Here is a 26,943-nt window from a genome sequence, read left to right on the forward strand (position 1 = left end):
ACCGTTAGATTGGGGAAAAAGGAAGAGCGATTAACCGCATCGGAAGTCGCTAAGCGCCGTGAATACGGCGGCACTTCATGCAATCAATTGAACAAATCCTTTTATATGCAGATCATCAAAAGACGGTTGGATCTGTGCAGCGCCCGCCGCCGTTGTTTGCGGCGGGCGCGCCTGTTACTTGTTACATGCGTCAATCGTCTAACCCTTGATGGCACCGAATAGACGACCACCAATGGCTGAACCGCTTAGGCCGAGAGATGCACCGATAGCCAGGAAGGCCACTAGGGTCAGCACCATGCTGTCGACCCCAATAAGACCCAAGATACCGAGTACTACGGCAGCCATACCGACCAAAACCTGAGTCATGGCTGATCCATTAACCAGTTCGCGAGCCACATGCAATGCCGTACCCTCAAACTCCTCGGTTGCTGCGGCGATGCGCAGCGCGTTGAGACGTTGCGTGGTAGCGCTGCTCAGAATGAGCGCCGTGCCAACGACCACCGCCGCCGCAGGCATCAACACGGTGGCATCAAGCCCCAATACCGAAAGGATGCCAAGCACGACAGCCGTCAGACCACCAATCAGTTCTACACTCATGCCCATGTCGATGTTGATCTGCTGCAACTTATCCGGGGCGATGCGTGCAATCAGTTTTTTGTGTTCCGCACTGATAGCTGCACCCTCAAACAACAAGCCAACGCCGACAGCCAATCCAGATATAGCAAGCAGCAGCTCCGGGAACACATGGGCAAGGCCTATGATCGTAAGAACCACAGCACCAATGCCACTGATCGCCTCGACACCCGCTCCGGCGACCAGACCTTCTTTCATATGTAAATCCATCTGGTTCATGATTTAATCCTCCGAGTGGTCATGCATTTGTGATGCGTGACTACTCTTGTCCTTGTTCATAAAATTAGTGTGACAAACGGAGCGCGTGTTTCCTTATTCGCGACCCTATTTTGCTTTAGGTCATTATTGCGCGGAGTTGTCCATCAAAACACCGAAACACGCGCGTCGACAAGACTTGCACATGGCGACTCCATGAGCTGTAACTTGCGTTATAAGCAGGGATTTCTTATGTCTTGGACAAATACATTGATAAGTGACCGCTGTGTTTTAACGGCATTTAAAATGCATGGTAATTAAGTAGGCACAAGCTTATTTATCAAAGCCATCTGACTCACGGGTTTGTGTTGTTCCTGGTGTTAAGGTCTAGCCGTTGCTTATCGGACGTTATTGTCCGATAATGCCTCGATGAAAGGAAACGAGTTCATCCGCAGGGTCAAAGCCCTTGGGAAGAAGAACGGTTTTGAGGTTTCCGTGGATGCCGGTCGCGGTAAGGGGAGTCATCAGACGCTCTACTACGGCAGCACGTTCACCATCGTTCGCAACCCAAAGGATGAACTCAAGACAGGGACGTTCCGGGCCATGTGCGCCCAGCTTGGTATCGATCCCCGTGATCTGTGAGGTCAACATGAATACATTTGAATATGCAGTGGCATTGACGCCCGATGAAGAGGGCGGGTTCGTCGTGACCTGCCGCGATCTGCCGCAGTTGGTGACGCAAGGCGAAGATGTGGCCGATGCGCTGCGAGAAGCCGCTGACGCGATGGATGAGGTGTTCGCCGCTTATATGAAGGGGCGTCTATCTTTCCCTATCCCCTCGCGTGTGCGCGCTGGTGAGTACCCGGTGTCACCCCCGGCGGAGACCGTTGCCAAGGCCGCGCTCTATGTCGCCATGCGCGAGGCCGACATCAGTAACGTGCAGCTCGCAGCCCGCTTGGGCGTGGACGAAAAAGAGGTCCGCCGTCTGCTCGACCCGCACTATGCATCGAAGCTGCCGCGCATCGCGCAGGCCGTCGCTGCGCTGGGTAAACGGCTCGTCATCAGCCTCGATGCGGCTACGTTGGAATCAGCAAAACCACCAGTATCAAAGGCCCGTCGTGTTGTCAGGGTTTAATGGCATGCGCTTTCACCACCCCACGAACGTGGGGTGCATCCTGCGGGCTCGCTGACGGCATGAACGCTTTTGCTCTGCGCATCTGTTTGCCGTACAATGTACGGCAAACAGATGCGCAGAGGACTTCGCCATGACGGCAGCAGCTACGAAAGATCGGATGGAAATCCGCGTGCTTCGTTCCGAGAAGGAGCTGGTCACTCTCGCCGCCGAACTAGAAGGCATCAAGGTCAGCCGATTCGTGTGGGATTACGCCATCAAGCGTGCCCGCAAGATCGTCGCGCGGGCTCAGCGGATTACCACGACCGAGGAAGGTTATCGGCAGATCCTCGACGCGCTGGAAAACCCGCCGGAGCCGAACACGGAGCTGAAGAACGCCATGAGCCAGTATCTAAGCAATAAAGCCAAGTGAGTCTTCAGTTCACCACGCTCGATCGGCTGGAACACGACCGAAGGAGCTTCGATGCTGGGACGGGCGATGGCAGGGAAACGCTGACTGATTATTTGCGCACTAAAGCGGCCAAGCATCAAGACCAGCACGTATGCCGTGTCTTCGTCCTGACGGATGATACTGCCCCAAAACGCATAATCGGCTACTACACGCTAAGCAACGGCGAAATAGCGTGGGACTCACTGAGCGAAGACGAAGCCCCCAAGCTCCCTCGTCATCCCCTTGGTGTAATCGTCCTTGGACGGCTGGCCGTAGACCACACCGAACAACGCAGGGGGTACGGGCCGCAACTGCTCATGGATGCCTTGTGGCGCACTGCGCGGGTATCCGAACACAGTTCCGTCTATGCGATGGTTACAGATCCACTCAACGAGAGCGCCGCCGGGTTCTACAGGAAATATGGATTCATGCCGCTGCCGGGCAATCCGGGCCGGCTTTACATCCCCATAGCTACGGTCCTTAAGTCCATCCCCCCAACAACGTGAATAAGCGATTCAGCAATGAAATCGAACTGCGGTTTCTTTTGTGACTATGTTTAACTGTCTGCATCCACACCGTGAACTGACGTCAGCATTATTGGTCTACATTTTGCTGTGTCTAGAACATCGTTGTTGATTCACTACAACTTCAAGCACACTGAGGGACTCGGCGACTCGAGCAGATATACGCGATGTGACCGCCCATCTCGGGAAACTGAGTGAGGTCGTCTGGCTTCTCGAAGTGCAGGGGCGTCATGCTGACTTGCTAGGTGAGGTGAGGTAATTCAGGTGGGGTGTTATGAATCTCCCGCTGCCAACAGCGGGCGCTGATCTTGCGTGCGATCACGTTATTAGGGCGTCTGCCCCAAAATTGCGTAACAGTCATATCAGTAGAAACCATCTGCGCCTCGAAACTGGACCTTCCCCTTTAATGGGATTTGCCCGGTTTCCGGAATGCCACAAATAAAAGCCCTCCTTGTCATGGAGGGCTTTTATTTGTGGCGGTCGATTATCCCGTTCAAGGATACCGGGTAGGTCTCAGCCAGCACGGCACTCGCTGTTTACCCGTTCTGGTAGCGCCTACCAGTCATCGAAGCTGGAAGAGGAACTGCTCCAGTCGCTGTCGAAACTGCTTGAACTCGACCAGTCGTTGTCGAAGCTGCTGCCGGTACTGAAGGAGTCAGCACTACTGGAGAACGGCGAGGCACTATCGTGGATGCCGGAAGGGTCGGACAGGTCCGTGCCGTAGGGATTGCCGCCGACATCGACGCCCGCACAGCTGTTATCCATCATGGGCAGGCCGGTTGCAGGATTGATGGTACAGCCGCTGCTGGAATCGCCCGTTAGACTGCTGCCGGTTGCAGGGTCGATGCCCATGCCGCTGTTGTCGCCGCTTAGCCAGTCGCGCATCCATCCGAAAAGTCCCATGTCTGTCTCCTCCTTAAATGATTGAGTGCCGGCGAGGCCCTGATGTCTGTCAGGCATGGATACTGGCCGGCTGTTGGAAGACACAATACTGCTAAATGAAGATTATCCTGACACTGGCAAGCTTGCTGCTCGAACGACTCGATACGGCCAGCAGGCAGGTGGATGCTTACCCGCGACGAGCCGATCGCCGGTTTTCGCGCAGCTTGCGGCGGACCAGTGGTTCACCGAGGAAATGCACCATATCCGCGTGGGCCACGCGCGTCTTGCGTGGGTGTAGTGTGAGGCCGAGCTTGCGCAATCTTTTGTGGGTGTATTCAAGCGCTGCATTGGCCTGGTCCTCGGTTTTGTGGCGAACAGCAGGAAGTCGTCTGCGTAGCGCACGAAGGGAATGTTTGACGCCGCCCATGCGCGGTCCAGTGGATCGAGATACAGGTTGCACAGAAGTGGCGAAATGACCGCACCTTGCAATAACCCGCGCCTGCGGCTGAGGAAGCCCTGCGTATGCGGGCCAAGCGCCAGCCATGTGTGGACGATGGCGCGAAGCTGCCGATCAGGCACTTTACGTTTCAATACTCTGGACAGCAGCGCATGCGGCACGGCATCGAAAAAGGTTGCGATGTCGGCGTCGACCGTCCAGCTCCAACCGGTGTTGACGCGCTCTCTGGCGCACGCCAGAGCGTCGTTTACGCCACGTCCCGGTCTATATGCATAGGAATTTGCATGGAAGGTGCTTTCCGTGAGCGGCTCCAGTGCCTGCACGGCGAGGCGTTGAGCGAATTTGTCACGCAGATAATAGACCGAAAGTACCCGTTTGCCACCATCCGGTTTGTTGATCATGAACTGTCTCACCGGTATAGGGTGGTAATGCCCTGTTTGCAGTTCGCGGGCAAGACTCAGCAGGTGCAATGGCAAGTTGTGGCGCAGCGCGTCGGAATCGATTCTGGACGACCAGGGCGCCTTGTCATAGCGCAAATGTCGCCAGGCCCGATTCATGTTCTCCGGGGCGACCATTTCCGCAATCAAGTGTCCCACGGCTGTATTTCCGGCAGTGTGGAGCGCAAGCGGCGCACTGCGGTCCGCGCAGCTCCCGCCAGCGACGCAGTGGGCGGGCCGGCCTGATCGTCACGCGATTCATCCATCTCCCGGGCCTCCTGTTCGGCTGCAAAAAGGCCACCGAAATCCTGTGCGGATGCAGCGGACCACAAGGCGTAGAATCGCCCTCTGGCGGCCTTGGAGAGACGGAAGCCCTCGTCCCGCGACGAGGTGAAATCCTGTGGTTTGAATTCGTCGAGCATGTTCACGATGATGCAATCCACCGCGACACGAAGCGGCTCAAGCGCGTCGAGCGCCATGCCGTCGCGTGCTGGCGCGGGCATGTGTAGAAAACCCAGGGCGGGATCCAGACCCTGGATCAGGACCTGTTTGCGTGCTTCACCCAGTGCCAGCGTGTAACCCAGCGACAGCAATGCGTTGACCGGGTCGCGCGGTGGCCTGCGGTTGCGTCCGGGGAATGGCCACTGCGGATCGAGGTTAGCTGCCAATGCTGAAAACCATTGCGCGGCCGCGGCTCCCTCCAGACCGCGGAGCGCTTCCGCTTTGTCCGCTGTTTCCAGATTGGCCAGTGCGACTTCAAGGGAAGCGGCCACGGGCTGACTTGCCTTGGCGAGATGTGGATCTCGTCGGAGATACGCTTCGAGCTTCAGCCTGAGCACGCAGCGCGCCATTTCCAGTCGGGAATCCTGTCTTAGGGCCTGTTCACACTAATTCCGTTATAATAGCTGCATGGAAATCACATCGCAGCAATACAAAATCATTGAACCCTTGTTACCCATTCCTCGGGGCAACCTTAAAATATCCAATTTACAGGTACTTAATGCGATCCTGTATGTCGCAGAGCACGGTTGCAAGTGGCGCGGTCTGCCAGCCCGTTTCGGTCGCTGGCACAGCATCTATATGCGCGCCAATCGCTGGGCCAAACAGGGCGTGCTGGATCGAGTCTTCCTGGCCTTGCAAGAAAATGATGTGATCAATATCCAGGTCGATCACGTCTCGCTCGATTCCACAGCGGTCAAGGTTCATCCCGACGGCACCGGCGCACAAAAAAAAACGGTCCTCAATCTATCGGCAAGTCCCGCGCCGGATGGACAACCAAGATTCACTTGGTCGCCGCCGGAGCCAACCGAGCCGTAGCTTTTCGCCTGTCCCCGGGACAGGCCGGAGATGCGCCAGAAGGTAGGAAACTGCTCAAAAGCCTGGAGCACTGCGGCTGGGAAGGCACCTCGGTCATCATGGACCGAGCCTATGAGGGTGACGAAACGCGCCAGCTCGCACTGGAACTGGGTATGACCCCAGTGGTGCCGCCCAAGCGCAATCGCCTCACACCTTGGGAATACGATCGCGAGCTCTACAAGAAACGCAATGAGATCGAACGCCTTTTTCGACGGCTCAAGGGTTTCCGGCGCATCTTCTCAAGATTCGATAAACTCGACGTGGTATTCACTTTCTTCATCCACTTCGCGCTTATCGTCAACACCCTCTTTAGTGTGAACAGGCCCTAAATAATTAGTGACCACGATGGCATGCAAAAGTTCCTTGTAGGATGCGCGGCTGAACTGTCTTCATGAGGCCGGCCCATCTGAAACGCGGGCGGCGGGTTGTGGCAGATGAGCGCTTGTTCGATTTGGCGATTCTTGCGCCGGGTAATGCCCGCCCTCTCACGCCACTGCGATGGACTCTATTGCCAGGTCATCGGGTAGCCCGTAAAAGCCGAGCGGCAAGATTGCAGATGCCGCTGGCCCCAGCCATTCGGAATTAGTGTCCTCCTCCGCGCCAGTTGGCGATCAAGCGATCGGTACGGGAGGAGGCAACGTGAACATCGGGAAATGGTTGCAGGGTCTCGTTGTCATCCTGAGCCTGCTGGCAGGTGCTTGGCTGGGCTATTGGCAACAGGAGCATGTTGGGGATGCCCGTCGGCACATTGCCCGCGCAGACCGTCGCTCCTGCAGCTTGCCATCACCCGCGCAGGGAGTTCGGCATCAGGTGCAGGACACGAAAGCCCGGGATGATGATGGAGCGAAACTGCGAGAGTTCTTGGTCCACTGATCAGTGCGACAAGCTTGCCGTAAGCGCGTGTTGATCCATTATCTTGCGATCATGCCTGTATAGCGTGGCATCAGCTTGCGCACAGGTTTTGAAACCAGATACCCGACTCAATGGAGGTAAACGATGGAACTGCTCAGGATCATGGAAAGGGCGCTGAAAGGGGCGCCGCTGGGCGCGGCCTTGATCGTGGCGTTGCCCGTGTGCGGACCCGTCGGCGTGGCGTCCGCCTGCGGCATAGCGGTCGGTTCGACGGTCGGTGCGCTCGTGGGTGCAATTGAAGCACTGCTAGAAAACGATGAGGACGTGCGAGCGCGTGGCTGAACAGCTTTTCCAGTGCTGCAAAGGCCGCCCGTAGATGCGGACGCGGCTGCCCCATCAGCCCCGATGAAATCCGCAAGCAGGGCAGGATTCCAAAGAACGCCAATGTGTTCTTCACCATCTTCCAGACCTTCATGACGGGAGAAGGGCAGTTCACCTTCGAAGGCTATCCACCGGACTTCTTCGACTTCATCGTGATCGACGAATGTCACCGAGGCGGGGCTAAGGATGAAAGTACGTGGCGCGGCATCCTCGAATACTTCGCGCCTGCCGTGCAGCTCGGACTGACAGCCACACCCAAGCGCGACGTGAATGCCGACACCTACAAGTACTTCGGCGATCCGGTCTACACCTATGTATCGAGGCCGCTACGACCACGAGCACGGTCTCTGACCCTAACCGAGATTATTTGAGGGGTGGTTCTACAAATGAGAATCGAACTATGAACTGTTGCTGCTAGGGCAGTGGGGTAGGATTGGGACCACCGCTGTATTGGGTTTGCAACAATTAGCAAAAAAACACCAGCTAACTTATTGATTCGATTAGTTATTAAATCAACTAATTCATCAATTAAAAAAACTAATGGTGCCGGGAGCGAGAATCGAACTCGCACTCCCTTGCGGGAACCAGATTTTGAGTCTGGCGCGTCTACCAGTTCCGCCATCCCGGCACGAGCGCGGCAGTTTACCCGAAATGCATGGACAGGCAAATCCGCCTTGCGAGGCGTGATACCATCGCGCGCCATGCTGACCAGCGACTTTTATTATGAACTGCCCGAGCAACTGATTGCGCAGGTGCCACTGGAACCGCGCAGCGCCAGCCGTATGCTCGTACTCGACGCCGAGACCGGGCTGAGTGACCGGTGGATTATCGCTCTGCCGGATCTTCTCAAGCCCGGCGATCTGCTGGTATTCAACGATACCCGAGTGATTCCGGCCCGCCTGAATGGGCATAAGGCCACGGGTGGGCGGGTCGAGGTGCTTATCGAGCGCATCGTCGGTGAACGACGGGCGCTGGCTCACATTCGCGCCAGCAAGAGTCCGGCATCTGGCAGCCGTCTGGAACTCGAAGGTGGCGTGTCGGTTGAGGTGCAAGGGCGCGAAGGGGAATTGTTCATCCTCGAGTTCACCGGTGGCGCAAGCGTCCTCGAACAGCTCGAACATCACGGCCACGTTCCGTTGCCGCCCTACATACAGCGAGGTGATACGGAGGCAGACCGGGAACGCTATCAGACGATCTTCGCCAACCGTGCCGGCGCAGTGGCCGCGCCCACCGCAGGGCTGCACTTTGACGAGGCGCTCATGGCGGGAATCCGCGCACGCGGCGTGGAGACGGCGCGGGTGACCCTGCATGTCGGCGCCGGCACGTTCCAGCCGGTGCGCGTGGCAGACCCGAGCCAGCACCATATGCATGCCGAATACGCCGAGGTCGACGAGACGGTGTGCGCGGCGGTGACGGCCTGCAGGGCACGCGGCGGCCGTGTGGTGGCGGTGGGCACGACCTGCGTGCGCAGCCTGGAAAGCGCAGCGGCATCCGGCGAGCTTAAGCCCTTCGCCGGCGACACGCAGCTCTTCATCACGCCCGGCTACGAGTTCAAGGTCGTGGACGCACTGCTGACCAATTTCCATCTGCCGGAATCGACGCTGCTGATGTTGGTCTGCGCCTTCGCGGGCTACGCGCCGGTGATGGCGGCTTACCGCCACGCGGTGGCCGAATCCTACCGATTCTTCAGCTACGGGGACGCCATGTTCCTGACCAGGGCATCATGAAATTCGATCTTCTGACCCGGGACGGTGCCGCTCGCCGCGGACGCCTGACTTTCGAGCGCGGCACGGTGGAGACCCCGGCCTTCATGCCCGTAGGCACCTATGGCACGGTCAAGGGCATGACGCCCGAGGAACTGGAAGGCCTGGGCGCCGAGATCGTGCTCGGCAATACCTTTCATTTGATGCTTCGGCCCGGCACCGAAATCATCGCACGCCACGGCGACCTACACGGTTTCATGCACTGGGAGCGGCCGATCCTGACCGACTCCGGCGGCTTTCAGGTGTTCAGCCTGGCCAAACTGCGCAAGCTGAGCGAGGAGGGCGTCAGCTTCCGCTCACCGGTGAACGGAGACAAGGTGATGCTCACCCCGGAGCGTTCGATGGCGGTGCAGCGCGCACTGGGCTCGGACATCGTCATGGTGTTCGACGAGTGCACGCCGTATCCCGCGACAGAGGACGAGGCTGCGGCGTCGATGCGACTATCGCTGCGCTGGGCGGCACGCTCCCGCGAAGCGCACGGCGACAGTACATCGGCCCTGTTCGGCATCGTGCAGGGCGGCATGTACGAGGCGCTGCGTCTCGAATCCGCGGCGGGCCTGCAGGCCATCGGCTTCGACGGTTATGCGATCGGCGGACTGGCGGTGGGCGAGCCGGCGGAAGAACGCCTGCGCACCCTGGAATTCACCCTGCCTGCGCTGCCCGCGGATAGACCACGCTACCTGATGGGTGTAGGCACGCCGGAGGATATCGTGGAATCGGTGCTTCGCGGGGTGGACATGTTCGACTGCGTGATACCGACGCGCAACGCACGCAACGGCTTTCTGTATACGCGCAGCGGCGTCATGCGTATCCGCAACGCCCGCTATGCCGACGACACGCGTCCGTTGGAAGAGGGCTGCGAGTGCTACACCTGCCGGAATTACTCGCGAGCCTACCTGCGTCATCTCGACAAGTGCGGCGAGATCCTCGGCGCGCGGCTCAACACGATCCACAATCTGCATTACTACCAGACGCTGATGCGCGAACTGCGCGAGGCGATCGCCGCGGGGTGCCTGGACGAGTATGTCTCGGCCTTCCGGGCGCTGCGCGCAAATCCCGGCGACGCTGTGCCATAATACGCGGCCTTTGCGGGGCGAGGGCTCCCCGCATTCGACGATGCCTGCAAACGAGGAGCGAGCGATGAGCTTTTTGATTCAGAACGCCTATGCCGAAGGGACCGGCGCTGCCGCCGCGCAACAGGGGGGCGGGCTCGACTTCATGATCCTGATCGCGATCATGTTCGCGGTCATGTACTTCATGATCATCCGGCCGCAGAGCAAGCGCGCCAAGGAACAAAAACGCATGATCGAGGCGCTGAGCAAGGGCGACGAGGTCGTGACCAATGGCGGTATCGTCGGCAAGGTCACGGCGGTAGGCGACAATTTCCTGCAGGTCGAGATTGCCGAAGGCGTCGAGGTCAAGCTGCAGAAGCAGGCGATAACCTCCGTATTGCCCAAGGGCACGATCAAGGGACTCTGATCCGACATCAGGAAACACCGCAGGATGAATCGCTACCCCCTCTGGAAATACCTGCTGATCGTCGCGGTCGTCGTAGTCGGTCTGCTTTATGCGCTGCCGAATCTGTATGGCGAAGACCCCGCCATACAGATCTCGCACCGCGACACACCGGTGAGCGACGCCCTCGGCGCCCAGCTCGGCTCGATCCTCGACAAGGAGCATATTCGTTACAAGCGCATCGAACATGAGAACAATACCTATCTGATCCGCTTCTACGACACTGAGGAGCAGCTCAAGGCGATCGATCCCCTCAAGTCATCGCTCGGTAACCGTTATATCGTCGCGGTCAATCTAGCGCCGTCCACGCCCAAGTGGCTGCGTGACCTTGGGGCTCAGCCCATGTATCTCGGACTCGACCTGCGCGGCGGCGTGCACTTCCTGCTGCAGATCGACATGGGAGCGGCGGTCGAACAGGTACTGGATCGCGACGAAGCAGGTATTCGCCGCTATCTGATGTCGAAGCAGATCCGTTACACGGAGGTCAGCCGCAACAAGGAAGCGCTGTACATCGACTTCCCCAACACCGTACAACGCGACAAGGCCCAAGGCGTCCTCGGCAGCGAATACTCCGATCTGAGCTTCACGCCGGTACAGCATGCCGGCATGCCGGCACTGGCTGCGCACATGAGTCAGGCCGCGCTGGCGCAGACGCAGCGCTATGCCATGGAGCAGAACATCACCACCCTGCGTAACCGCGTCAACGAACTCGGCGTGGCCGAACCCGTGATCCAGCAGCAGGGCAAGGATCGCATCGTGGTCGAACTCCCGGGCGTACAGGATACGGCGCGTGCCAAGGATATCCTCGGCGCAACGGCCGGCCTCGAATTCCGCCTGGTCTCGCGCCAGGGGGATGCTGCCCAGGCAGCCAGTACGGGCAACGTGCCGCCGAATACTCGCCTGTTCCACGAGCGAGATGGGCAGCCGATTCTACTGCAGCGCCATGTCATCCTGACCGGCGACTACGTGGTCAATGCGGCGTCCGGTTTCGCTCAGCAGAGCAATTCACCCGCGGTGTTCATCACCCTCAACGCCGAGGGCGCGCATCTAATGAGCGATGCGACGCGCAACAATGTCGGCAGGCTGATGGCGGTGGTCTACATCGAAAGCAAGCCGGTGACCGAGAAGATCAACGGCAAGTCGGTGGTGACGCACAAGAAGACTGAAGAGGTCATCAACGTAGCACGCATTCAGGAGCAGCTCGGCAAGCGCTTCCAGATTACCGGCTTGGACAGCCCGCAACAGGCACGCAATCTCGCGCTGCTGCTGCGTGCCGGTTCGCTCGCCGCGCCGATGACGATCATCGAAGAACGTACCGTCGGCCCGAGCCTCGGCAAGGAAAATATCCAACAGGGATTCAACTCGGCGGTGATAGGGTTCCTGCTGGTGGTGTTGTTCATGGCGGTTTACTACCGCCTGTTCGGACTGGTCGCCAATCTGGCGCTGATCGCCAATGTGGTGCTGATCGTCGCGGTGATGTCGATGATCCAGGCAACTCTGACGTTGCCGGGCATTGCAGGCATAACGCTCACGGTCGGTATGGCCGTGGACGCTAACGTGCTGATATTCGAGCGCATCCGCGAGGAACTTCGGCATGGCAATACCCCACAGGCGAGCATCCACGCCGGTTATGAGCGCGCCTTCGGAACTATCGCCGACTCGAACATCACGACGCTGATCGCGGCACTGATGTTGTTCGCCTTCGGTACCGGGCCCGTCAAAGGCTTCGCCGTGACGCTCTCCATTGGCATCGTGACCTCAATGTTCACGGCCATCATGGGTACTCGTGCGGTCGTCAACCTTGTGTACGGCCGCCGGCGCGTTAAGAGCCTGGCCATTTAGAGAGCGCGGACAGATCATGTTTCAGTTCAAGCAGACCAATATCAACTTCATGGGCAAGCGCCATTGGTGGATGGCGATGTCCGCGGTTCTGGTGATCATATCGATCGCAGCGCTGGCCACTCGGGGGCTGAATTTCGGTATCGACTTTACCGGTGGCACGGTGGTTGAGGTGCATTACGCCAAATCCGTACCCCTGTCCAAGGTGCGAGAGACCCTGCATTCGCATGGGTTCAAGGATGCGCAGGCGACCAATATCGGCACGGCGCAGGATGTGATGATCCGCGTTGCTCCCCACCCACACGAAGACCGTTCCAAGATCGGCGATGAGGTGCTGTCGGTACTGCAGCAGGCCGGTGACGGTCAGGTCATGCTGCGCAAGGTTGAATTCGTCGGCCCTGTGGTCGGCAAGGAGCTACGCCAGGACGGCAGTCTGGCACTGCTCTACACGATGATCGCCATCCTGATCTATGTGGCCTTCCGTTTCGAGTATCGTCTTGCGATAGGCGCGGTCATCGCCTCGATGCACGACATCATCGTGACGCTTGGTGTGTTCTCTCTGAGCGGCCTGGAATTCAATCTCACGGTTTTGGCCGCGTTGCTGGCACTGCTGGGGTACTCGCTCAACGACACCATCGTGGTCTACGACCGAATCCGCGAGAATTTCCGCCGCATGCGTAAGGGCACGCCTGTCGACGTGGTGAATACCGCCGTCAATCAGACCCTGTCGCGTACCGTGATGACCTCGTTTACCGTGGTACTGGTATTGCTGTCGCTGTTCTTCCTCGGCGGCAGCGTGATTCACAACTTCTCGCTGGCGTTGCTGGTCGGCGTGGTCTTCGGCACGTATTCATCGGTATACATTGCCAGTTCGCTCGCGCTGCTGCTTGGAATCAGCAAGGCCGACCTAATGCCGGCCAAGAAGGGTGAGGTCGACGACCGACCGTAAGCGCAAGGGAGCCTCTCTAGGGTAGAAGGGGCGTCGTCAGCCTTTGGTGTTTTGGTGGATATTGCCGAGCATATGGCGCAACACTTTAGGTGTCGCTGCGACAATATCTCCGCTTTGCGCGTAACCATCGCCACCGGAGAAGTCGCTCACCAGCCCGCCGGCTTCCATGACCAACAGCGCGCCGGCTGCAAGATCCCAAGGCATGAGTCCGGACTCCCAGTAACCGTCCAGCCGACCTGCCGCAACATAAGCGAGATCCAGCGCAGCGGAACCTGCGCGCCGGATGCCCGCAGGCTGCCCGATGAAGCTGCGCATGATGCGCAGATACCCGTCGATGTCCTGGTGCTCGCGGAACGGAATGCCTGTGCCGAGCAGAGCGCCATCGAGACCAACGCGTGAACTGACACGGATGCGCCGGTTGTTCAGTGTTGCGCCGGCGCCGCGTGTAGCGGAGAACAGCTCGTCCTTGAACGGATCGTAGACCACACCTTGCTCCAAACGCCCGCGACAACGCAGGGCGATGGACACCGCATACTGCGGGAAACCGTGCAGATAGTTCGTGGTGCCGTCCAGCGGGTCGATGACCCATTCGAACTCGTTGCCGTCACTGTGACCGCTTTCCTCGGCGAGGATGGCATGATCCGGATAGGCCTTGCGTAGGGTCCGTATAATGACCTCTTCGGCCTGGCGGTCCACTTCGCTGACGTAGTCGTTGCGCTGCTTATTCTCGATGGTCAAGGAATCGATGCGCGCACTGTTACGCAGCAGCACGGTTCCGGCTGCGCGGGCGGCCTTGATGGCGGTATTGAGAAATGGATGCATGATGCGGAATCGAATAAAGACGGGGGCGAAAGGATACCAGACTCGGCGACGGATTGATCTCGTCGACAGCAAAAGGAAACGCAGCCATGCTTGATCTCTCGCGGATTCGCATCGTTCTCGTGGAACCATCGCACCCGGGCAACATCGGTGCCGCCGCTCGTGCCATGAAGACGATGGGACTGAGCCGGCTGTATCTCGTATCGCCGGAACAATACCCACACGCGGAGGCGACCGCCCGGGCATCTGGTGCGGATGACATTTTGGCCAGCGCCGTTGTCTGCAACGATCTCGATGCCGCCCTGAGCGGCACGACCCTGGTGTTCGGGACCAGTGCACGTGCGCGCAACCTAGAATGGCCGACGATTCCTCCGCGCGCCGCGGCCGAAGCCGTTACACATGAACCCGAAGGGGAGGTCGCGCTGTTGTTCGGACGCGAACGCAGCGGTTTGACCAATGAGGAACTGGAGCGCTGCCATTACCGAGTGCATATCCCGGCCAACCCGAATTACAGCTCGCTCAATCTGGCCTCCGCTGTGCAGATACTGTGTTACGAACTGGCGCTTGTTGCAGATCACGAGGTCGTCAATCCGCAGACCCGCGAAACAACGAGCGAGGTTGGCGAATCGTTTGCAGACCAGATCGACGTCGAACGCTTCTATGCCCACCTGGAACAGGCATTGGTCGAGATAGACTTCCTCGACCCCGATAATCCGCGCCAACTCATGCGCCGGCTCAAGCGTTTATTCAATCGCACAAGGCTTCTACATACAGAGGTCAACTTGCTGCGTGGTATCCTGACCGCCGCCCAGCGCCAGGCACGCCTGGCTTCGGGCAAGAAATAAGGGCTGACAGAAGCCGATTGCCGCAAGGAATAATACTTATGTTCGAACGTCTGCGTGAGGATATCCGGTGCGTTTTCGAACGCGACCCCGCCGCACGCACCACCTTCGAGATACTCACCACCTATCCGGGCGTGCATGCCGTGCTGTTACATCGCGCGAGCCACTGGCTGTGGCACAATGGCATGCGCTGGCCGGCTAGAGTCCTGTCAGCGTTCGCACGTTGGTGGACGGGCATAGAAATTCATCCTGGGGCTATCATCGGTCGTCGTTTTTTCATCGACCATGGTATGGGGGTGGTCATCGGCGAGACCGCCGAAATTGGCGACGACTGCACGCTCTATCATGGCGTCACCCTGGGTGGCACATCCTGGGAACCTGGCAAACGCCATCCGACACTGGGCAATAACGTGGTCATCGGCGCCGGTGCCAAGATTCTGGGGCCCTTGCGCCTGGGTGACGGCAGCCGTGTTGGCTCCAACGCTGTCGTCCTCAAGGACGTGCCTGAAAATGCGACCGCAGTGGGCATACCCGCGCATATTGTGCGGCGCGGCGAGGACGCCAATGCCGAACGGCGCCAGGCCTTTGCCAGCAAACTCGGCTTCGACGCTTATGGCGTGACCCGCGATCTTCCGGATCCAGTCGCGCATGCCATAGATTGTCTGCTCGACCACACTCATCTCGTGGATGATCGGCTGGCCCAGCTTTGCCGTGCGGTGCGTGATCTGGGCGGAGAAATCGAAGCCGCCCAGCTCCCGCCCATCGCGCACTGCGAGCTCGATTCAAGCGTGGCGGAAGCGTCGGATGACAAGACGGATTCACCTCGCGAGAGGACGCGTAATAGTTGACTAATTCGCTATGTTATTGCTAGTCTAGCGTCAAGGTTCGCAAGGGAGCAGCCATGAAACTGACCACAAAGGGAAGATACGCCGTTACGGCCATGTTGGATATCGCCCTGCATAATGAGGCAGGCCCGGTCACGCTGGCGGATGTATCTACGCGTCAGGGTATCTCATTATCCTATCTGGAGCAGCTGTTTGCGCGCTTGCGCAAATCCCAGCTCGTCGTCAGCACGCGTGGTCCTGGAGGTGGTTACAATCTTGCGCGCGATGCGGATGGTATCGCCGTGGGTGATGTCATCAGCGCAGTCGATGAAGTGATCGACGCTACTCGATGCGGCGGCGACGGAGATTGCCAAAACCGTGAGCGTTGCCTGACCCACGATTTGTGGAGCGACCTCAGCGAACAGATACGCGAATTTCTGGGCTCCGTTAGCCTGGGTGAACTGATGCGTCGCTAGGGTGTGCGCGAAGTGGCCGAACGCCAGATCGCACTGCATCAGCGTCAGCGCAACGAAGACGGACTGAACATACAGGCCGTCGCATCGGCATCGCCGGTGCGCAACGGCATCTGAGTATGCGGAGAGGTATGGCGATGGACGCGAAGGAGAGGCCGATTTATTTGGACTATGCGGCGACGACGCCGGTGGACGGGCGAGTTGCGCAGCTGATGTGCACGTATCTGACGCGTGAGGGCGTGTACGGCAATGCCGCATCGCGCAGCCACGCCTTCGGCTGGGAGGCCGAGGCGGCGGTGGAGAACGCCCGTGCCGAGGTGGCCCGCCTGATCAACGCCGATCCCAAGGAGATCGTGTGGACCAGCGGCGCGACCGAGTCGGACAACCTCGCGATCAAGGGCGTGATGCACTTCTACGCCCGCAAGGGCCGGCACATGGTCACCAGCAAGACCGAGCACAAGGCGGTGCTGGACACCTGCCGGCAGCTTGAGCGCGAGGGCTGCGAGGTGACCTATCTCGATCCCGAGCCGAACGGCCTGATTGATCTGGGCAAGCTCGAGGCGGCGCTGCGCGAGGACACCGTGCTGGTCTCGCTGATGCACGTCAACAACGAGATCGGCGTGATCCAGGACCTCAAGGCGGTAAGCGCGCTGACCCGTGCGCGGGGCATCCTGCTGCATGTGGATGCCGCGCAGTCCGCCGGCAAGGTGCCGCTGGACGTGCAGGCTCTGGACATCGACCTGGCCAGCCTCTCGGGGCACAAGATGTACGGCCCCAAGGGCATCGGTGCGCTGTACGTGCGGCGCAAGCCGCGGGTGCGCCTGGAGGCGCAGATGCACGGCGGCGGGCACGAGCGCGGCATGCGCTCCGGCACCCTGGCGACGCACCAGATCGTCGGCATGGGCGAGGCCGCCCGGCTGGCGCGCGAGGAAATGGGGGCCGACCTCGAACGCATCCGCGGCCTGCGCGACCGGCTGTGGGCCGGGGTCAACGACCTCGAGGCCGTCTATCTCAACGGCGACCTGGCGCACGGCTACCCCGGGGTCCTCAACGTCAGCTTTGCCTACGTGGAGGGCGAGAGCCTGCTGATGGCGCTCAAGGAACTGGCGGTCTCCTCTGGTTCGGCGTGCACCTCGGCGAGTCTCGAGCCGAGCTACGTGCTGCGCGCGCTGGGGCGCGACGACGAACTGGCGCATAGCTCCATCCGCTTCTCGATCGGCCGCTACACCACGGCCGAGGAGATCGACTATGCGGTCTCGCTCATCCGCACGGCGGTGAACAAGTTGCGTGAGCTCTCGCCGCTGTGGGAGATGTACCAGGCGGGCGTGGACCTCAAGAGCATTCAATGGGCCGCCCACTGAGGCGGTAGAACCCGATACGGAGGACCAGAAGATGGCCTACAGCGACAAGGTGATCGACCACTACGAAAACCCCCGCAACGTGGGGAGCCTGGACCAGGTGGACACGAGCGTGGGCACCGGCATGGTGGGCGCCCCGGCCTGCGGCGACGTGATGAAGCTGCAGATCAAGGTCAACGCCGCGGGCGTGATCGAGGACGCCAAGTTCAAGACCTACGGCTGCGGCTCGGCGATCGCCAGCTCAAGCCTTCTGACCGAATGGGTCAAGGGCAAGACGCTGGCCGAGGCCGGCGAGATCAAGAACACCCAGATCGCCGAGGAACTGGCGCTGCCGCCGGTGAAGATCCACTGCTCGGTCCTCGCCGAGGACGCGATCAAGGCCGCCATCGCCGACTACCAGGGTAAACAAATTACCCAAGATCACGCTCAGTCCGCCTGAGCTGTGTGACGGAGTGGAGGACCATGCCGTGTCGATAACCCTCACCGAATCCGCAGCCAACCGCATGCGAACCTTCCTAGATAAACGCGGCAAGGGCGTAGGTGTGCGCCTCGGCGTGAAGACCACCGGATGCTCGGGTATGGCTTACGTGATGGAATTTGTTGACGCGATCGACGAAGGCGACCAGGTCTTCGATGACCATGGCGTGAAAATCATCGTCAACGCGAAAAGCCTGGTTTACCTGGATGGGACCGAGCTGGACTACGTGCGTGAAGGGCTGAACGAAGGATTCAAGTTCGCCAACCCGAATGAGAAGAATCGCTGCGGCTGCGGCGAAAGCTTCAACGTCTAGATCGGATCCATCCCATGGCATTGAACGGACTCGATCTGAGTCGCGATTATTTCATGCTGTTCGAACAGCCCCGCGGTTTTGAATTGGATACCGCAGCGCTGGATCGCCGTTATCGCGAACTGCAGAGCCTGTACCATCCGGATCGCCATGCTGCTGCAGAAGCACGTGATCGTCGCCTTGCCGTACAGGCTTCGACCTGGGTCAACGAGGCCTACGAGACGCTGCGCAGGCCCGAGCGACGCGCCCGCTACCTGCTGGAACTCGGCGGTATCGCATTCGACGACGAACGCGATACGACTGCGGAATCTGCCTTTCTGATGCATCAAATGGAGCTGCGCGAGTCCCTTGACGAGGCCGCACACGCCGACGACCCGCTGACCGCCTTGGACGACTTCATGGGGCGGGTACGCGGGGAACGCGAAAAGGTATTCGGGGACTTTCGAGATAGGTATGCAGATGGCGATCTAATGGGGGCCAAGCGCACGGTGCTGCAGTTGCGATTCTATGAGCGTCTGCTGGACGAAGCCCGCAGCAAGGCCGAACGTCTGGAAGACCTGGACGGCTGACCTTAGCGGCCAACTTACGAAGCCAAGATTATGTCATTACTGCAAATTGCCGAACCCGGTATGTCGACCACGCCGCATGCACACCGGCTCGCGGCGGGCATCGATCTGGGCACCACGAATTCGCTGGTGGCGACGGTGCGCAGCGGCGTGCCTGAGACGCTTGCCGATGCAGCGGGACGACATATCCTGCCATCGGTAGTGCGCTATCGCACCGACGCACCTCCACAAGTCGGCATCGAAGCCAAGGCTGCGGCAGCGGAAGACCCACTCAACACCCTGGCGTCGATCAAACGTTTGATGGGACGTGGCGCCGCTGATCTGAAGACTGTGGCGGGCCACGTGCCGTATGCCTTTGCAGCCGGCGATGCAGCGGTGCCGCGTATTTGCACGGTGGCAGGGGAGGTCACCGCGATCGAAGTATCGGCAGAGATCCTGCGCACATTGCGCGAACGTGCCGAGATATCGCTTGGCGGCGAGCTGAGCGGTGTGGTGATCACCGTACCAGCTTATTTCGATGACGCTCAGCGTCAGGCGACCAAGGATGCTGCACGCCTGGCAGGCCTTAACGTATTCCGTCTGCTGAACGAGCCGACTGCAGCGGCAGTGGCTTATGGGCTCGACCAGGGTGGGGAAGGGCTGATCGCAGTCTACGATCTTGGCGGCGGAACCTTCGACATCTCCATCCTGCGCCTGAATCGCGGCGTCTTCGAGGTTCTAGCCACCGGAGGCGACAGCGCTCTCGGCGGCGATGATTTCGACCGCGAGATCGCAGCGTGGATGATGTCAGAGGCCGGGCTCGATCCCGATGCGGATCATCAGACGATGCGCCGCCTTATGCGCGAGGCCTGTGACGCCAAGGAAGGCCTGAGCGACTCGGAGTCCGTGGATGTCGAACTCGATCTCGGCGGCGGGCGCCACTGGCGGGGTCAACTGACCCGGGAGCGCATGAACGAGCTGGTCGATCCGCTGATCCAGAAGACGCTGAATGCCTGCCGTCGCGCCCTGCGCGATGCCGGTGTCGAACGCGAGGAAGTCTCCGACGTGGTCATGGTCGGCGGCTCTACGCGCATGCTTCGGGTCCGCGAACGGGTCCAAGCCTTCTTCGGACGTGAGCCCAGAGTGGACATCGATCCGGATAAGGTGGTTGCCGTCGGTGCGGCCATCCAGGCGGATGTTCTGGCCGGCAACAAGCCCGATGACGAACTGCTGCTGCTGGACGTGATCCCACTGTCGCTCGGTATCGAGACGATGGGCGGGTTGGTTGAGAAGATCATCCCCAGAAACACCACCATACCGACCGCAAGGGCGCAGGAATTTACCACCTTCAAGGATGGCCAGACCGCGATGGCGATCCATGTGCTCCAGGGTGAACGCGAACTCGTGGACGACTGCCGCTCCCTGGCGCGCTTCGTGCTGTCGGGCCTGCCGCCGCTGGTAGCGGGGGCACCTCGCATTCGGGTCACCTTCCAGGTCGATGCGGACGGTCTTGTCAGCATAACAGCCGAGGAACTGACCAGCGGCGTGCGTGCCGGTGTCGAGGTCAAGCCTTCCTACGGACTCGCGGAAGAGGAAATCGAACGCATGCTGCGCGCATCCATCGAGCATGCACAGGACGACATGGTGGCACGTAGCCTGCGAGAGGAACAGGTCGAGGGTGCACGTGTCATCGAAGCACTAGAGGCCGCACTACAGGCCGACGGCGAGCGACTGCTAAGCGCCGACGAGCGATCAGGGATAGAATCGGCTCGCGCAACACTGGCCGGCTGCCTGGAAGGTGATGACCCCGAAGTCATTCGGGCAGCCATCGAGGCGGTGGAACAGGCGAGCAGCGATTTCGTCGCCAGGCGCATGGACACGGCGATACGCACGGCCATGTCGGGCCATCGCGTAGACGAATTTTAAGAACGGGGACTGCCGACTACTCCCCAAGGGCAAGGAGCGCGCATGCCGCGGATCACTTTTCTACCACACAGTACGCTTTGCCCCGAGGGCAAGGTGGTCGAAGTTGCTACCGGCACGTCCATTTGCGATGCGGCGCTATCCAACGGGATCGAAATTGAGCACGCCTGCGAGAAATCCTGCGCCTGTACCACATGCCATGTGTATGTGCGCAAGGGCATGGACTCTCTCAACGAACCTACGGAAGACGAAGAGGACATGCTGGACAAGGCCTGGGGCCTGGAACCCGATTCCAGACTGAGTTGTCAGACACAGGTTGCTAACGAGGACCTAGAAGTCGAGATTCCCCGTTACACGATCAATCTCGTTTCCGAGAATCACTGAGGCTTGGTATACCGATGACCCTGACCTGGAAGGACACCCTGGACATAGCGATCGCTCTTGACGAAGCGCATCCGGATGCCGATCCGCGCTATGTGCGTTTCACCGATCTGCATGCCTGGGTTTGCGAACTCGACGGCTTCACTGACGATCCGGAACATTCCAACGAGCGGATTCTGGAAGCTATCCAGATGGCCTGGCTGGAGGAAAGGGATTAGTTTCATTGTCAGCATGGCTTGACAACGAGTAAAATTATCCGCCCTATGGGCTCGAAGAACCCGCGTCACACGCGGGTTCTTCGCGTGGAGTCGACTAAAGATGGTTCACTTGAAAGAACCAAGATCAAATTATTGACGAAGGGAGTATCGAATCAATGGCTGTTGAACGCACGCTATCCATCATCAAACCCGATGCGGTAGCCAAGAACATCATCGGCGAAATCTACAGCCGCTTCGAACGCGCGGGCCTGAAAATCGTCGCAGCGCGTATGATGCACCTGTCCCGCGAGCAGGCAGAAGCCTTCTATGCGGTGCATAAGGCGCGCCCATTTTTCAAGGATCTGGTGGATTTCATGATTTCCGGGCCGGTCATGGTTCAGGTGCTCGAGGGTGAGAATGCGGTTGCCAAGCATCGCGACATCATGGGCGCCACCGATCCGAAGCAAGCCGAAGCCGGTACCATCCGCGCCGATTTCGCCGACTCGATCGATGAAAATGCGGTGCATGGTTCCGATGCCGTGGAAACGGCACAACAGGAAGTCAATTTCTTCTTCGGACCCGACGAAATCTGCCCACGCACTCGTTGACCATTCTGCCTATGTCGTCCGCACCTAAGATCAACCTGCTGGGTTTGCCACGCAGCGCGCTGGAAGCCTATTTCAACACGCGTGGCGAGGCCCCTTTCCGCGCTCGCCAGGTGATGAAGTGGGTACATCATCACGGTCTTGACGATTTTTCCGCCATGACCGATCTGGCGAAACCACTGCGTGAACGTCTTGCCGTAGAGGCCGAGGTGCGGGCGCCTGATGTGGTAACGGAACAATGTTCCACCGATGGCACTCGCAAATGGTTGCTGCGCCTGGACGATGGAAATTGCATCGAAACGGTATACATCCCTGACGACGAACGCGGTACCTTGTGCGTCTCGTCCCAGGTCGGTTGTGCACTGGACTGCACCTTCTGCTCGACCGCGCGTCAGGGATTCAACCGCAATCTCAGCGCCGCGGAAATCGTTTCTCAGCTGTGGGTGGCCAAGCGCCGCCTGCAGCCTGAGCCTGGTCGTTCGCGCGTGATCACGAACGTGGTTTTGATGGGCATGGGTGAGCCCTTGCTGAATTATGATGCCGTGGTCGATGCCATGGACCTGATGATGGACGACCTGGCCTATGGCCTGGGCAAACGTCGCGTCACTCTGAGCACCTCAGGGGTCATCCCGGCCATGGATAGGCTCAAGGATCGCTTGGATGTGAGCCTCGCCGTATCCCTGCATGCTCCGGACGATGCCTTGCGCGACCAACTCGTACCCCTTAACCGCAAATATCCGATCGCAGAACTACTGGCTGCCTGCAAGCGTTTTGTCGACGGCAAGAAACACAAGCAGCGGGTCACCTTCGAGTACGTCATGCTCAAGGATGTGAATGACTCTCCGGATCACGCGCGTGCACTGGCCAAATTACTGCGCGACGTTCCTTCGAAGGTGAACCTCATCCCGTTCAACCCCTTCCCAGAAACACGTTTTCAGCGCTCGGACAGGGCAACCATTGACCGTTTCAGGGATATTCTGATTGCTGCAGGTCTGACGACGATCACTCGCAAGACGCGTGGCGACGATATCGATGCGGCCTGCGGCCAATTGGCCGGCAAGGTGCAGGATCGCAGTCGGCGAGCGATTCGTTTTGCACGCCTTGAAGAGGGAGCGCGGCTTTAATGCGTATCACGTTTTCACTGCGTAGCATTTTCATTGTGTTGGCCTTGATCACGCTTGCCGGATGCGCAACTTCGCCGCAGGAACGCAAAGCCGAGGCCCAGATGCACCGCGCTGCCGTGCTCAATGCGCAGCTCGGCATCGATTACATGAATACGGGCAACCTCAAGCTGGCCGACGAAAAGCTCAAGCGCGCACTCGATCAGGACCCGGATTCAGTCCTGGTACGTAACGCCTATGCACTATTGATGCAGCGTCTGGGCAAGAACGATGCTGCGGAAGAAAATTTCCGCAAGGCGCTCGATCTCAAGCCGGATGATGGCGACGTCCGCAACAACTTCGGTGTATTCCTGTGTGAACAGGGCAAATATGGGCAAGCACAAAAACAGTTCAAATCGGCCTGGAGTAATCCGCTCTACAATACACCCGAATTCGCTTATGCCAATGCAGGCATCTGCGCGTTGAATGAGCACAATGACACACTTGCCAAACAGCGTTTTCATCAGGCCCTGGAAAAACGCCCCGGCTTCGCCCCGGCGCTGTATCAATTGGCCAAGCTGGCAGCATCGAAAGGCCAGTACCAAAAAGCCGATGCTTATCTTGGACGGATTACCGGGGCCGCACGCTATACCCCCGATATCCTGGCGCTTTGCCTGAAGGTGAAACGAACTGTAGGGGACATGAACGGGGCAGCCGACTGCGCGCGAGACCTGTACCGCATGTTCCCGAATTCACCGCAGGCACGCGCTTTGCTGCAAACTCAGTGACACCATGGATGAGGATCGCAACCAGCTTCCATCCGAGGATCAGACTGCTGCAGAGCGGATTGGTCTGAGACTACGCTCACGCCGTGAATCCATGAATTTGAGGCTGGAGGACGCTGCAAAGCAGCTCCACCTCGACGTTTCGGTGCTACGTGCCTTAGAGGAAGACGATTTTCCGGCCTTGCCCGGGCCCGCCTATATCAAGGGTTACTTGCGCTCCTACGCTCAGATGCTTGGCATGGACTCGCAGGAGTTGATACACAGCTATCAGTCCACCTTTCTTCCTTCTGAGCCGGAACTCAAGCCTGCGGTCTCCTATTCGCCAGAATACATGGGACAACGCGGCCGATCCTATGCGATCGGCAGCGCCGTGGCCCTTGTATTGATCCTGTTGGCCGCCTGGTGGTATGCCCACAGTCATGCGACACATACACCACCTATGGCCAAGGGCGCGGATCAGGTGAAAGGCCCGCAGACCGCGATGAAGCCGATCAGCGTGGCACCGGCCATGCCGATCGCGAGCACTTTACTTCCACCGTCAACTACCGTGAGCCCACAATCTCGGGCAATGTTGCCTTCTACCACCACCAAGGCAAACACATCTCTGCCCATCCCCGCCAGCCCACCGGCGGCCTCGCCGACGGCAACGCCAAGTCGCAGCACGACGAGTGCAGTAAACATGGCGCCGGCTGGAGAAAATCCAGTGGATGAACTCCGACTCGTCCTCACGCTGACGCATCGCAGCTGGGTTCAGATCGACGATGCGAAACATCATCAACTTGCCTACGGGCTGCTCCCGGCAGGCACACATCAAGTTCTGCAGGGAACGCCGCCTTTCTCTGTATTCCTGGGGTATGCTCAGGGCGTACAGCTCAAGCTGGACGGCCATGCCGTCGACATGACGCCCTATATCCGCTCCAATCACACCGCTAGATTCCACCTGAACGCCTCTCCGGGAGGGGCGAACATAAAATCCAGCCCTTAAAGATCAAAAGGAACCGCATGGGCGACCGAATCCAGTCCATTCGCGGGATGCATGACATCCTGCCTGAGCAAGCCGCTGCCTGGCACCACCTTGAGGAGGCTGCGCGCAAGGTGGTCACGGCTTACGGATACCGAAACATCAGGCTGCCGATTCTTGAAAAAACCGAATTGTTCTCGCGCTCCATCGGCGAAGTCACCGATATCGTCGAAAAGGAGATGTATACCTTTGATGATCGCAATGGCGAATCGCTGACCTTGCGGCCCGAAGGCACCGCCGGCTGTGTGCGGGCAGGCATCGAACACGGATTCCTGCACAATCAACTTACCCGTATTTGGTACATGGGCCCGATGTTTCGCCATGAACGTCCCCAGAAAGGGCGTTATCGGCAATTCTATCAACTCGGCGTTGAGGCCTATGGCATGGCCGGCCCGGATATCGATGCGGAGATCATCCTGCTCAGCGCCCGATTGTGGCGTCTGCTGGGATTGCGCGATGTCCGTCTCGAAATCAATTCGCTGGGCAGCCCCGAGGCGCGTGCACAGTATCGGGAAACCTTGACCGCCTATCTGCGGCGCCACGTCGATGCTCTGGACGAGGACAGCCGGCGTCGCCTTGAGAGCAACCCCTTGCGCGTGCTCGACAGCAAGGACCCCGGTACACGTGCAATCCTTGCCGACGCCCCAAGCCTAACCGACGCCTTGGACAAGGATTCGCGAACGCACTTCGAAACCCTGTGCGGAATACTCGAAGCGAACGGTTTGCCCTATACGATAAACCCTAGACTTGTCCGTGGACTCGATTACTATTCACGCACTGTTTTCGAGTGGATCACCGACGAGCTGGGCGCTCAAGGCACCATCTGTGCCGGCGGAAGATACGATGGACTGATTCCCCAACTCGGCGGCAGGCCGACACCTGGGTGTGGCTTCGCCATGGGTCTTGAGCGCTTGTTGGCCCTGCTCGAAACACAGGCCCTGCTGCCGCCAACCGCAGCCGTGGATGTCTACTGCGTCAGTCTTGGCGATGCCGCGCGCATGTCCGCGATGAAGCTGGCTGAGAACCTTAGAGATGCATTACCGCATATCTCTGTTCTCGCGCATTGCGGCGACGGGAATCTCAAATCGCAGCTCAAGCGTGCAGACAAGGTAGGCGCTGGGATCGCCGTGATTCTCGGGGAAGATGAGCTGCGCGATGGAACGGTCGTGATCAAACCACTGCGCGACGGCTCCGAGCAGCGTACGGTTGCGCAATCGGAATTGGTAACAAGCATGAAAGCGCTGTGCGCGAAGGAGAATGAGGTTCAATGACGGCTTACCACGTGGAAGACGAGGAACTCGAGGCCGCCAAACATTGGTGGCGCCGCTACGGGCGCTGGCTGGTGCTGCTCGCGGTGCTGGGGCTGATCGGCTTCTTTGCCTGGAAGGGGTGGTCTTACTACCGCGCGCAACAGGACCTCAAGGCCTCGGAACTGTACAGTTCGCTGGAGTCCGTGGATTACGCGAAGGACAAGCAGCATTGGTCATCCATGGCCAAGACCCTGGTCGCCCAGTACTCGGGCACGCCCTATGCTGCACTCGTATCGCTCAGAATGGCCAAGCACGCCGTTGACGAAAACCACCTACCCGAGGCCGCAAAGGACTTGCGCTGGGTAGTGGATCACGGATCACAGAAAGTGTTGCGGGAAATCGCGGCCCTGCGTCTGGCCCAAGTATTGATTGCAGAGCACAAACCCGATGAGGCGCTCAAACTCCTGAGTAGCGGTTTCAGCGAGGCTTACCTACCCCTGACGCAAGAACTCACCGGCGACGCTTACATGGCCAAGAACGAGAAACAAAAGGCCAGGGATGCCTATGAAGAGGCGCTTGCGGGCGCACAGGCGATGGGCCTGCCGACCGACATTATCGAAATGAAACTTAGTGCGCTTCCCGCACCGACTCCGGCGCAGACCCAGAGCAAGCAAGGAGATAAATGAT

General features: G+C 59.3%; 30 protein-coding genes, 1 tRNA gene and 3 pseudogenes. 28 read left to right on the forward strand and 6 right to left on the reverse strand.

Annotation, left to right across the window (positions count from 1 at the left end):
• Positions 1-198: 198 nt before the first annotated feature.
• Positions 199-852 (reverse strand): hypothetical protein, encoded by a 654-nt coding sequence (locus tag BJI67_RS07035; RefSeq protein ID WP_070072430.1) that lies wholly within the window; start codon positions 850-852, stop codon positions 199-201.
• A gap of 405 nt (positions 853-1,257) precedes the next feature.
• On the opposite strand from BJI67_RS07035, the gene BJI67_RS07040 reads away from it, so the two are divergent.
• The 4 genes from BJI67_RS07040 (at position 1,258) to BJI67_RS07055 (ending at position 2,896) form a co-directional block, all read left to right on the forward strand.
• Positions 1,258-1,470 carry a type II toxin-antitoxin system HicA family toxin gene (locus tag BJI67_RS07040; RefSeq protein ID WP_070072431.1) on the forward strand — a complete coding sequence of 71 codons (213 nt, stop codon included), beginning with the start codon at positions 1,258-1,260 and terminating at the stop codon, positions 1,468-1,470.
• Positions 1,471-1,477: 7 nt separating this feature from the next.
• A complete protein-coding gene (locus BJI67_RS07045; RefSeq protein WP_070072432.1) occupies positions 1,478-1,963 on the forward strand; it encodes a type II toxin-antitoxin system HicB family antitoxin in 486 nt (161 codons plus the stop codon).
• A 130-nt stretch (positions 1,964-2,093) separates the two neighbouring features.
• Complete coding sequence (locus BJI67_RS07050; protein WP_070072433.1) at positions 2,094-2,372, forward strand: type II toxin-antitoxin system TacA family antitoxin; 279 nt, start codon at positions 2,094-2,096, stop codon at positions 2,370-2,372.
• Positions 2,369-2,896, forward strand: coding sequence for a GNAT family N-acetyltransferase (locus BJI67_RS07055; RefSeq protein ID WP_070072434.1), 528 nt, complete (start codon positions 2,369-2,371; stop codon positions 2,894-2,896). The genes BJI67_RS07050 and BJI67_RS07055 overlap by 4 nt, the downstream gene beginning before the upstream one ends.
• Positions 2,897-3,469: 573 nt before the next feature.
• Here BJI67_RS07055 and BJI67_RS07060 read toward each other — a convergent pair.
• From BJI67_RS07060 to cas1, 3 genes and pseudogenes are all read right to left on the reverse strand, one after another.
• Complete coding sequence (locus BJI67_RS07060; RefSeq protein ID WP_070072435.1) at positions 3,470-3,817, reverse strand: hypothetical protein; 348 nt, start codon at positions 3,815-3,817, stop codon at positions 3,470-3,472.
• A gap of 102 nt (positions 3,818-3,919) precedes the next feature.
• Positions 3,920-4,840: a reverse transcriptase domain-containing protein gene (locus BJI67_RS07065; RefSeq protein ID WP_231940915.1), complete on the reverse strand. Its 921-nt coding sequence runs from the start codon at positions 4,838-4,840 to the stop codon at positions 3,920-3,922.
• A pseudogene (gene cas1 / locus BJI67_RS07070) lies at positions 4,837-5,559 on the reverse strand (CRISPR-associated endonuclease Cas1); the annotation flags it as partial. The pseudogene cas1 and the gene BJI67_RS07065, both read right to left, overlap by 4 nt.
• Positions 5,560-5,599: 40 nt before the next feature.
• Between cas1 and BJI67_RS17390 the strand changes: the two are divergent.
• From BJI67_RS17390 to BJI67_RS07090, 3 genes and pseudogenes are all read left to right on the forward strand, one after another.
• A protein-coding gene (locus tag BJI67_RS17390; protein WP_156782064.1) for an IS5 family transposase occupies positions 5,600-6,375 on the forward strand; the annotation gives its coding sequence in 2 pieces (ribosomal slippage) (positions 5,600-5,915 and positions 5,915-6,375; 777 coding nt in all).
• Positions 6,376-7,042: 667 nt separating this feature from the next.
• The gene (locus tag BJI67_RS07085) at positions 7,043-7,240 is read left to right on the forward strand and encodes a hypothetical protein (protein WP_070072439.1); all 198 of its coding nucleotides are present in this window, start codon (positions 7,043-7,045) and stop codon (positions 7,238-7,240) included.
• Between the two features lie 53 nt (positions 7,241-7,293).
• A pseudogene (locus BJI67_RS07090) lies at positions 7,294-7,593 on the forward strand (DEAD/DEAH box helicase family protein); the annotation flags it as partial.
• Positions 7,594-7,820: 227 nt separating this feature from the next.
• On the opposite strand, the gene BJI67_RS07095 reads toward BJI67_RS07090, so the two are convergent.
• Positions 7,821-7,907: transfer RNA gene (locus BJI67_RS07095), tRNA-Leu, on the reverse strand.
• 73 nt (positions 7,908-7,980) lie between these two features.
• Here BJI67_RS07095 and queA point away from each other — a divergent pair.
• From queA to secF, 5 genes are all read left to right on the forward strand, one after another.
• Positions 7,981-9,006: a tRNA preQ1(34) S-adenosylmethionine ribosyltransferase-isomerase QueA gene (gene queA, locus BJI67_RS07100; RefSeq protein ID WP_070072441.1), complete on the forward strand. Its 1,026-nt coding sequence runs from the start codon at positions 7,981-7,983 to the stop codon at positions 9,004-9,006.
• Positions 9,003-10,118: a tRNA guanosine(34) transglycosylase Tgt gene (tgt, locus tag BJI67_RS07105; protein WP_070072442.1), complete on the forward strand. Its 1,116-nt coding sequence runs from the start codon at positions 9,003-9,005 to the stop codon at positions 10,116-10,118. Before queA ends, tgt begins: the two co-directional genes overlap by 4 nt.
• A gap of 64 nt (positions 10,119-10,182) precedes the next feature.
• Positions 10,183-10,521: a preprotein translocase subunit YajC gene (gene yajC / locus BJI67_RS07110; protein WP_070072443.1), complete on the forward strand. Its 339-nt coding sequence runs from the start codon at positions 10,183-10,185 to the stop codon at positions 10,519-10,521.
• Between the two features lie 24 nt (positions 10,522-10,545).
• Complete coding sequence (gene secD / locus BJI67_RS07115) at positions 10,546-12,399, forward strand: protein translocase subunit SecD (protein ID WP_070072444.1); 1,854 nt, start codon at positions 10,546-10,548, stop codon at positions 12,397-12,399.
• A 16-nt stretch (positions 12,400-12,415) separates the two neighbouring features.
• Positions 12,416-13,345: a protein translocase subunit SecF gene (secF, locus tag BJI67_RS07120; protein WP_070072445.1), complete on the forward strand. Its 930-nt coding sequence runs from the start codon at positions 12,416-12,418 to the stop codon at positions 13,343-13,345.
• Positions 13,346-13,381: 36 nt separating this feature from the next.
• On the opposite strand, the gene BJI67_RS07125 is transcribed toward secF, so the two are convergent.
• On the reverse strand, positions 13,382-14,167 hold the full coding sequence (locus BJI67_RS07125; protein WP_070072446.1) for an inositol monophosphatase family protein: 786 nt from the start codon (positions 14,165-14,167) through the stop codon (positions 13,382-13,384).
• Between the two features lie 86 nt (positions 14,168-14,253).
• Here BJI67_RS07125 and BJI67_RS07130 point away from each other — a divergent pair, with 86 nt between their 5' ends.
• From BJI67_RS07130 to BJI67_RS07205, 16 genes and pseudogenes are all read left to right on the forward strand, one after another.
• Positions 14,254-15,009, forward strand: coding sequence for an RNA methyltransferase (locus tag BJI67_RS07130; protein ID WP_070072447.1), 756 nt, complete (start codon positions 14,254-14,256; stop codon positions 15,007-15,009).
• Positions 15,010-15,047: 38 nt separating this feature from the next.
• Positions 15,048-15,854 (forward strand): serine O-acetyltransferase, encoded by an 807-nt coding sequence (gene cysE, locus BJI67_RS07135; RefSeq protein WP_070072448.1) that lies wholly within the window; start codon positions 15,048-15,050, stop codon positions 15,852-15,854.
• Between the two features lie 53 nt (positions 15,855-15,907).
• Positions 15,908-16,303, forward strand: a pseudogene (gene iscR / locus BJI67_RS07140) (Fe-S cluster assembly transcriptional regulator IscR); the annotation flags it as partial.
• 137 nt (positions 16,304-16,440) lie between these two features.
• Positions 16,441-17,664: an IscS subfamily cysteine desulfurase gene (locus BJI67_RS07145; RefSeq protein ID WP_070072521.1), complete on the forward strand. Its 1,224-nt coding sequence runs from the start codon at positions 16,441-16,443 to the stop codon at positions 17,662-17,664.
• A 31-nt stretch (positions 17,665-17,695) separates the two neighbouring features.
• Positions 17,696-18,100, forward strand: coding sequence for a Fe-S cluster assembly scaffold IscU (gene iscU / locus BJI67_RS07150; RefSeq protein ID WP_070072449.1), 405 nt, complete (start codon positions 17,696-17,698; stop codon positions 18,098-18,100).
• A 28-nt stretch (positions 18,101-18,128) separates the two neighbouring features.
• Positions 18,129-18,452, forward strand: a complete 324-nt coding sequence (iscA, locus tag BJI67_RS07155) for an iron-sulfur cluster assembly protein IscA (RefSeq protein ID WP_070074025.1) — start codon at positions 18,129-18,131, stop codon at positions 18,450-18,452.
• Between the two features lie 14 nt (positions 18,453-18,466).
• Positions 18,467-19,018, forward strand: a complete 552-nt coding sequence (gene hscB / locus BJI67_RS07160; protein ID WP_070072450.1) for a Fe-S protein assembly co-chaperone HscB — start codon at positions 18,467-18,469, stop codon at positions 19,016-19,018.
• A gap of 30 nt (positions 19,019-19,048) precedes the next feature.
• A complete protein-coding gene (hscA, locus tag BJI67_RS07165; protein WP_070072451.1) occupies positions 19,049-20,920 on the forward strand; it encodes a Fe-S protein assembly chaperone HscA in 1,872 nt (623 codons plus the stop codon).
• 42 nt (positions 20,921-20,962) lie between these two features.
• Positions 20,963-21,301: an ISC system 2Fe-2S type ferredoxin gene (fdx, locus tag BJI67_RS07170; RefSeq protein ID WP_070072452.1), complete on the forward strand. Its 339-nt coding sequence runs from the start codon at positions 20,963-20,965 to the stop codon at positions 21,299-21,301.
• Positions 21,302-21,321: 20 nt separating this feature from the next.
• Positions 21,322-21,516, forward strand: a complete 195-nt coding sequence (gene iscX, locus BJI67_RS07175) for a Fe-S cluster assembly protein IscX (RefSeq protein WP_456236532.1) — start codon at positions 21,322-21,324, stop codon at positions 21,514-21,516.
• A gap of 155 nt (positions 21,517-21,671) precedes the next feature.
• Positions 21,672-22,103 (forward strand): nucleoside-diphosphate kinase, encoded by a 432-nt coding sequence (ndk, locus tag BJI67_RS07180; RefSeq protein WP_070072454.1) that lies wholly within the window; start codon positions 21,672-21,674, stop codon positions 22,101-22,103.
• Between the two features lie 11 nt (positions 22,104-22,114).
• Positions 22,115-23,224, forward strand: coding sequence for a 23S rRNA (adenine(2503)-C(2))-methyltransferase RlmN (gene rlmN, locus BJI67_RS07185; RefSeq protein ID WP_070072455.1), 1,110 nt, complete (start codon positions 22,115-22,117; stop codon positions 23,222-23,224).
• A complete protein-coding gene (gene pilW, locus BJI67_RS07190) occupies positions 23,224-23,988 on the forward strand; it encodes a type IV pilus biogenesis/stability protein PilW (protein ID WP_070072456.1) in 765 nt (254 codons plus the stop codon). The genes rlmN and pilW overlap by 1 nt, the downstream gene beginning before the upstream one ends.
• 4 nt (positions 23,989-23,992) lie before the next feature.
• Positions 23,993-24,970: a RodZ domain-containing protein gene (locus BJI67_RS07195; RefSeq protein ID WP_070072457.1), complete on the forward strand. Its 978-nt coding sequence runs from the start codon at positions 23,993-23,995 to the stop codon at positions 24,968-24,970.
• A gap of 17 nt (positions 24,971-24,987) precedes the next feature.
• Positions 24,988-26,277 carry a histidine--tRNA ligase gene (gene hisS, locus BJI67_RS07200; RefSeq protein WP_083250726.1) on the forward strand — a complete coding sequence of 430 codons (1,290 nt, stop codon included), beginning with the start codon at positions 24,988-24,990 and terminating at the stop codon, positions 26,275-26,277.
• The gene (locus BJI67_RS07205) at positions 26,274-26,942 is read left to right on the forward strand and encodes a YfgM family protein (protein ID WP_070072459.1); all 669 of its coding nucleotides are present in this window, start codon (positions 26,274-26,276) and stop codon (positions 26,940-26,942) included. Before hisS ends, BJI67_RS07205 begins: the two co-directional genes overlap by 4 nt.
• Position 26,943: the final 1 nt, after the last annotated feature.

The organism is Acidihalobacter aeolianus, assembly GCF_001753165.1.
Lineage (GTDB): Bacteria > Pseudomonadota > Gammaproteobacteria > DSM-5130 > Acidihalobacteraceae > Acidihalobacter > Acidihalobacter aeolianus.